The sequence below is a fragment of the uncultured Streptococcus sp. genome (assembly GCF_938036805.1).
GTDB lineage: Bacteria > Bacillota > Bacilli > Lactobacillales > Streptococcaceae > Streptococcus.
Window position 1 is genome coordinate 1 of record NZ_CALHWC010000147.1, and the last position, 4,910, is coordinate 4,910.

Consider the following 4,910-nt stretch of genomic DNA (forward strand, 5'->3'; position numbering starts at 1 on the left):
CTAAGGGGTCTCTTGGCTTTTCTACATTTACATAAATAGCCTGACCATCACTTTCCCCTATATAAATAACTTTCCTAAAAAACATCCTTTTTTCTTTCCTCTCTATATACCAACAATTAAAACAAGTCAGGTTGATATAGTTCTAAACTGGTTTATGATAATCGAACGAATTGATAACATGGGGTTATAATTTCCTATTTTCATTTTCTAATTCATCATTTAATTCATTTATAATTTTATTATTTATAACAGTTTTAACTATGCCATTCCATATAATATTTGGAACCAAAGAAAGTAATATAGCAAGCACAACTAATTTTATTATAAACTCTATGATTGTACTTGGCATAAAATAAAACCAATAAACAAAAGGAATAACTGCGAAGACAATAAACAAAAATACTAAGATGTTTGCAAGATAAGGTGTTTTTATCTGTTTCCAAACATCATTATGTTTTAAAGTTATATCGTGTATAACTTCAAAATATTCTTTCTGGTCACTACTATTTGGAGCTTCAACCAAAGGATAAGTATTTCTAATTGAAACCATCCATAACTCAAAAAGTATAAAAAACCAAACTCCTAAAAGTATCGGTAACAGAAAACCAAAAAGGCCGAACTCTTTTTGAGGAACAATGTGATTATCAGAATAACCAGCGATAAAAGCCATAATCGGTACAATCAAAAGCGGCGAAGACATCCAAGTTAATCTGCTAATTTTCTTAGCTATCTTTTGGTGATTCCCTATGCTTTCCTTATCGAGCTTTCTCCAAACAATATCTCTTGAAAAAGGATAGTACTCTGCAGCTAAACCTGTTCCTTTTAAATTAGTGCCCATACCATTGTCAACAGCAAATAATAATCTTATCTTTTTCACAATGGACAGCTCCATATTAGCTTTTTATACTTAATATTTCGATCTAGTTCTTTATTTACATCACTCCCTAAAGGCAATAATTTTTTACTCATTTTCTTCTCCATTCTCTTGTGTTGTTTCTTCTTGTAGCTGGCCACTTTTAACCAGCTTTTTATAATATCGTTTGCTGTACCATTCTCGGTCACTGATTCCTAAATATTCTTTGTATTCCATAGGATACTTATGGATATAGTAGGCTTGAAAAATATGTACATTCATCATAAAAGCTATAAAATAGGCGCCAATGACAAACCAAACCTCCAAAAATAATCCAAAAATATAAAAATACCAAAGGACCGGTAGTTGATTCATTAGATGATAGACAAGTGATACCGGAAAGAGAACTACCATCGTTCCGACTGTAATCATCATCACGTTCTTAAGAATTGACTTTTCTTCTTCATCGTTCAGTCTCCTTTTCAGATTCTGGATACTATTAGTAATAATCCAGAAAAAGAGAACCATTCCTAACACAAGCTGAATCCAGAAACCCACCAATGTATAAGCATCATAAGCTACCGCACTGGCAAAATAAAAAGCTGATATAAATGCACAAATTGACATTGAAAAATAAAAAGGAAAGTAAGTCCACAACTGACTGCTCAAGCGTTTCTTGGGCCAAAAAACAGGAATCATCCCCACAAGAAATAGTAAATAAATACTAAGATTGAAGGGCTTTAAAAAGGAACTTAAGTTATGAATTAACATTCCTGCCTCAACCGAAATATAATGAATATCACTATCTGCACCTATCAACTCAGGCATCCCCATTAAAACACCATAAGTTAGAATCCCAAAAAAGAAAAATCCAGCAATAATAACTGTAAAGAGGCGATTGATGATCCCCATATGAATAGGATTTGGCATACCGGCTGTTAAGGCAAACTTTCCATTCGTTACGATTTTCTTACTTCGTTCAAAGTCTGCACCGAAAATACTGATTTTTCCCATTTTTTCCATTTTTAATCTCCAAATTTTATCTGTCAGAAAGCCTCATATTCTTGGGAATCTTCCATTTGAGGATAGGAAACAAATTTTGTAACAAAACAGCAACTGTCGCAACAACTACTCCCCGCGTCATTAAAGATACAGCACTCACCTTTTGGGATTTGAGTGTCCCCTAACACCTAGTTACTCGTTTCACTCTCTGTTTCTTTCTTAAACAAGATTTTCCCTTGACTGTATAGCTTCATAATCTTCACAAAACGAACTGGGTTATTTTGGTTATAAAGCAATATCATTGTACACCAGATTATCCCAGTCCCCTAAAAGTCAGAGTTAGTCTCAATAGGCTGACCAAATAACCGGATGTAACTATAAATAACATATATAGAATATAAATTCATAAGCACAAGAATCCATCGAACAATTCGGTAGACTGTGGCAGATGCCTTAGCTGGGTCAAAATGTTCATCCCTTACCATCAAATTATGTGACACTGCATAGTAAAACACCTTCTCTGTTGTCGGAACAGCCTTGCGAACATTTTTATAAAATCCTCGCTCAAAAATAGCAACCAAAAGCAAAAATTCAGCCAACCAAAATAGTAGGATATAGGTCAAACTGGTCCAGTTATAGACACCAATGGACATAGCTGAAAAGAATCCAAAAACCCCTGGCCCACCTGCCATCAGAAAAATAACCATTTCAGGAATGTAAGCATTGGTCTTATAAGCACCTTCCGTATTGAGCAGAAAACTTTTGGGAGCTGCTAAAGCCTCTCCAGTCTGCTGGTCATAATAGACCGCCTGATCATCGCACTCGCCAATAAATACTCGACGACGTCTAAGAAAAAACATTCTAACCTCTTTCTAATTGCTTATTGAAGTTCTTTTACAAAACTTTATAATCTTTACTGCTTCACTGACTTTTATTCAATTTCAAATCAGCTAACCCCCAACTTTATAATTATGTAGCTCTTTTGTCACAATAGCTCTATCTGGTCCGACACTCACTTCTAAATATACATCAGGATTGTCGTCATCTCTACATACTACACTCAGTTTTCCAGATTCAAATTTCTCCGTTATGTCTAAAATACTAGGAATATTATTCTGATTATATATAACAAAAGCAACTCCAAGTAAAAGCCCTGCAAACATTATCTTAAAAATCTCTCCTCCAATCTGTTGCCCTAAAAAACTGTTGAAGTGGAAAATAAAATCATAGATATAGTAGAAACCCACTGCAGGAATAGTAAACAACAAAGCATTAAATAAAAAAGTATTATTGCGCTTCTCTTTTTCGCTCAAGTTCTTTTCTTTTAAATCCTCTGAATTACAAATAGTAAAAAGGCAGACCTTTTGAGTAGTCACTTGAGCAATATTGATATTTCTGTATAAAGCCCGTTCTACAAGGATAGTGATAAAAGCAAACTCTGCTATCCAGATAAGAATAACACTCCAAAAAGTTGTCATGCTATATGTTCCTTGTAAAAATAGACTAAAGAAGGAAGTAAGTCCGCCACCGCTAAACATAAAGAAAACAACTAATAGAGGAATATGCCGATTCATTCTGCTTGATTTCTCTGTATCTAATAGTTTACTCTTTGGAGCTTCTAAAACTTCGTGGGTCTTACGATCATAATAAATGGCTTTGTCATAATATTGATTCAGATAAAAACGACGTCTTCTAAAAAACATATTTCTCCTTTTTCTAATCCTTATTCTAGTTCTGTCAGCAAACCTCTGTGCCAAAAACTGAATTAACCAACTTTTTCATTCAACATCTGTACTGTAGAAAAATTCTTATTTCATATTCCCAAACTTATTTTGTACTTGGAATATTGGCTAATTTTTCAATTCTATCATGAAGGTCTTCTACATTCAAGTTTTCTCGAAGGTATTCACAGAGCATTCCATTTTCATAAAAGATTTGCTCTGAAAGCTGACCTTTTGGTTCATCAGGACACTGAATCATAACAATACTGAACACTCCACCAGGACCAGTCTTCTCAATTGCATTCCTCTCAAAATGATAGGTGAAAGCCCGAAATTGAGAATCATTGTAGTTACCTGAAATTACATAGGCAACTTTTACCATATTTCCACGACCAAATGGATAATGAGTAAAATTAGCGTATTTTGCTACATAAGGATTCTGAAAAAGTTTCAGTGTTAGGTCATTACTTGTTTTTTGCTTAGAGTAATCTCTGTAATAATCGTTACCTTGTGCTTTATCAAATTGATAGCCATGCTCGAAGCGAAGGCTTGGTATACTTTATTCTTTTTAGCGGAATGGCTAATCGCCCAATAAACTATCCAACCTACGAAAGCAAAAATTGCTAGCATTAAGACAATAAAAATTATTACAAAATCCATCATTTTCTCCTATTTTTCTTAAATAAAACGATTCAGTCGACAAAATCTTTAGTAATACGATAACTGAACCACATTAAATATCAATTTAATTTTCCTGTAAGCTCTAAGAAGCTCATTTCTCACAGAAACTAGGCATTCTTACACAGGCTCTTTTCCTTCTCACACCTTCTCCGCCAGTTCTTCCCATTCTAGCATGGCTTCTTCTTGGGCAGCGGTCAGCTGGTCGATTTGCTGCTGGCTCTCCATGAGTTCGCCAGCATCGTTGGTGGCCTGCATGGCTTCCTGAAGCTGACTGATCTGGCTGTCCAAGTCCTCGATTTGCGCTTCCAGTTGTTCTAGGCGACGGGCCAGACGGCGCTGTTCTTTCTGGTTTTCCTTTTGAAGCTGATAATCATTGGCAGGAGCAGGCTTGTCAGGACTAGCCTGCTCCGTCTCCTCACGCAAGGCTTCCTGCTCTGCCTTTTTCTCCAGATAGTAGTCATAATCACCCAGATAAAGGGTAGAGCCTGTCTCAGAAAGCTCGATGATCTGAGTAGCCACGCGATTGATAAAGTAACGGTCGTGGCTGACGAAGAGCAGGGTGCCATCAAAGTCAATTAGGGCATTTTCCAGCACTTCTTTGCTGTCAATGTCCAGGTGGTTGGTCGGCTCGTCTAGGATGAGGAAGTTGTTGT

At 35.8% G+C, this 4,910-nt stretch carries 3 protein-coding genes and 3 pseudogenes; all 6 read right to left on the bottom strand.

Annotated features, from left to right (window positions below):
• Window positions 1–184: 184 nt before the first annotated feature.
• Window positions 185–892, bottom strand: a complete 708-nt coding sequence (locus Q0191_RS06035) for a hypothetical protein (protein WP_367170309.1) — start codon at window positions 890–892, stop codon at window positions 185–187.
• A 69-nt stretch (window positions 893–961) separates the two neighbouring features.
• Entirely contained in the window at window positions 962–1,867 is a 906-nt protein-coding gene (locus tag Q0191_RS06040) for a beta-carotene 15,15'-monooxygenase (RefSeq protein WP_297664754.1), read from the bottom strand.
• Between the two features lie 176 nt (window positions 1,868–2,043).
• Window positions 2,044–2,715: pseudogene (locus tag Q0191_RS06045) on the bottom strand (hypothetical protein).
• A gap of 90 nt (window positions 2,716–2,805) precedes the next feature.
• Entirely contained in the window at window positions 2,806–3,558 is a 753-nt protein-coding gene (locus Q0191_RS06050) for a hypothetical protein (RefSeq protein WP_297664749.1), read from the bottom strand.
• Between the two features lie 124 nt (window positions 3,559–3,682).
• A pseudogene (locus Q0191_RS10485) lies at window positions 3,683–4,239 on the bottom strand (hypothetical protein).
• A 156-nt stretch (window positions 4,240–4,395) separates the two neighbouring features.
• Window positions 4,396–4,910: pseudogene (locus tag Q0191_RS06065) on the bottom strand (multidrug ABC transporter ATP-binding protein); the annotation flags it as partial.

What these genes read in the sequence shown, in the direction of transcription:
- Q0191_RS06035 (WP_367170309.1), bottom strand. Translation starts at nt 892, where the DNA reads ATGGAGCTGTCCATTGTGAAAAAGATAAGATTATTATTTGCTGTTGAC.
- Q0191_RS06040 (WP_297664754.1), bottom strand. Translation starts at nt 1,867, where the DNA reads ATGGGAAAAATCAGTATTTTCGGTGCAGACTTTGAACGAAGTAAGAAA.
- Q0191_RS06050 (WP_297664749.1), bottom strand. Translation starts at nt 3,558, where the DNA reads ATGTTTTTTAGAAGACGTCGTTTTTATCTGAATCAATATTATGACAAA.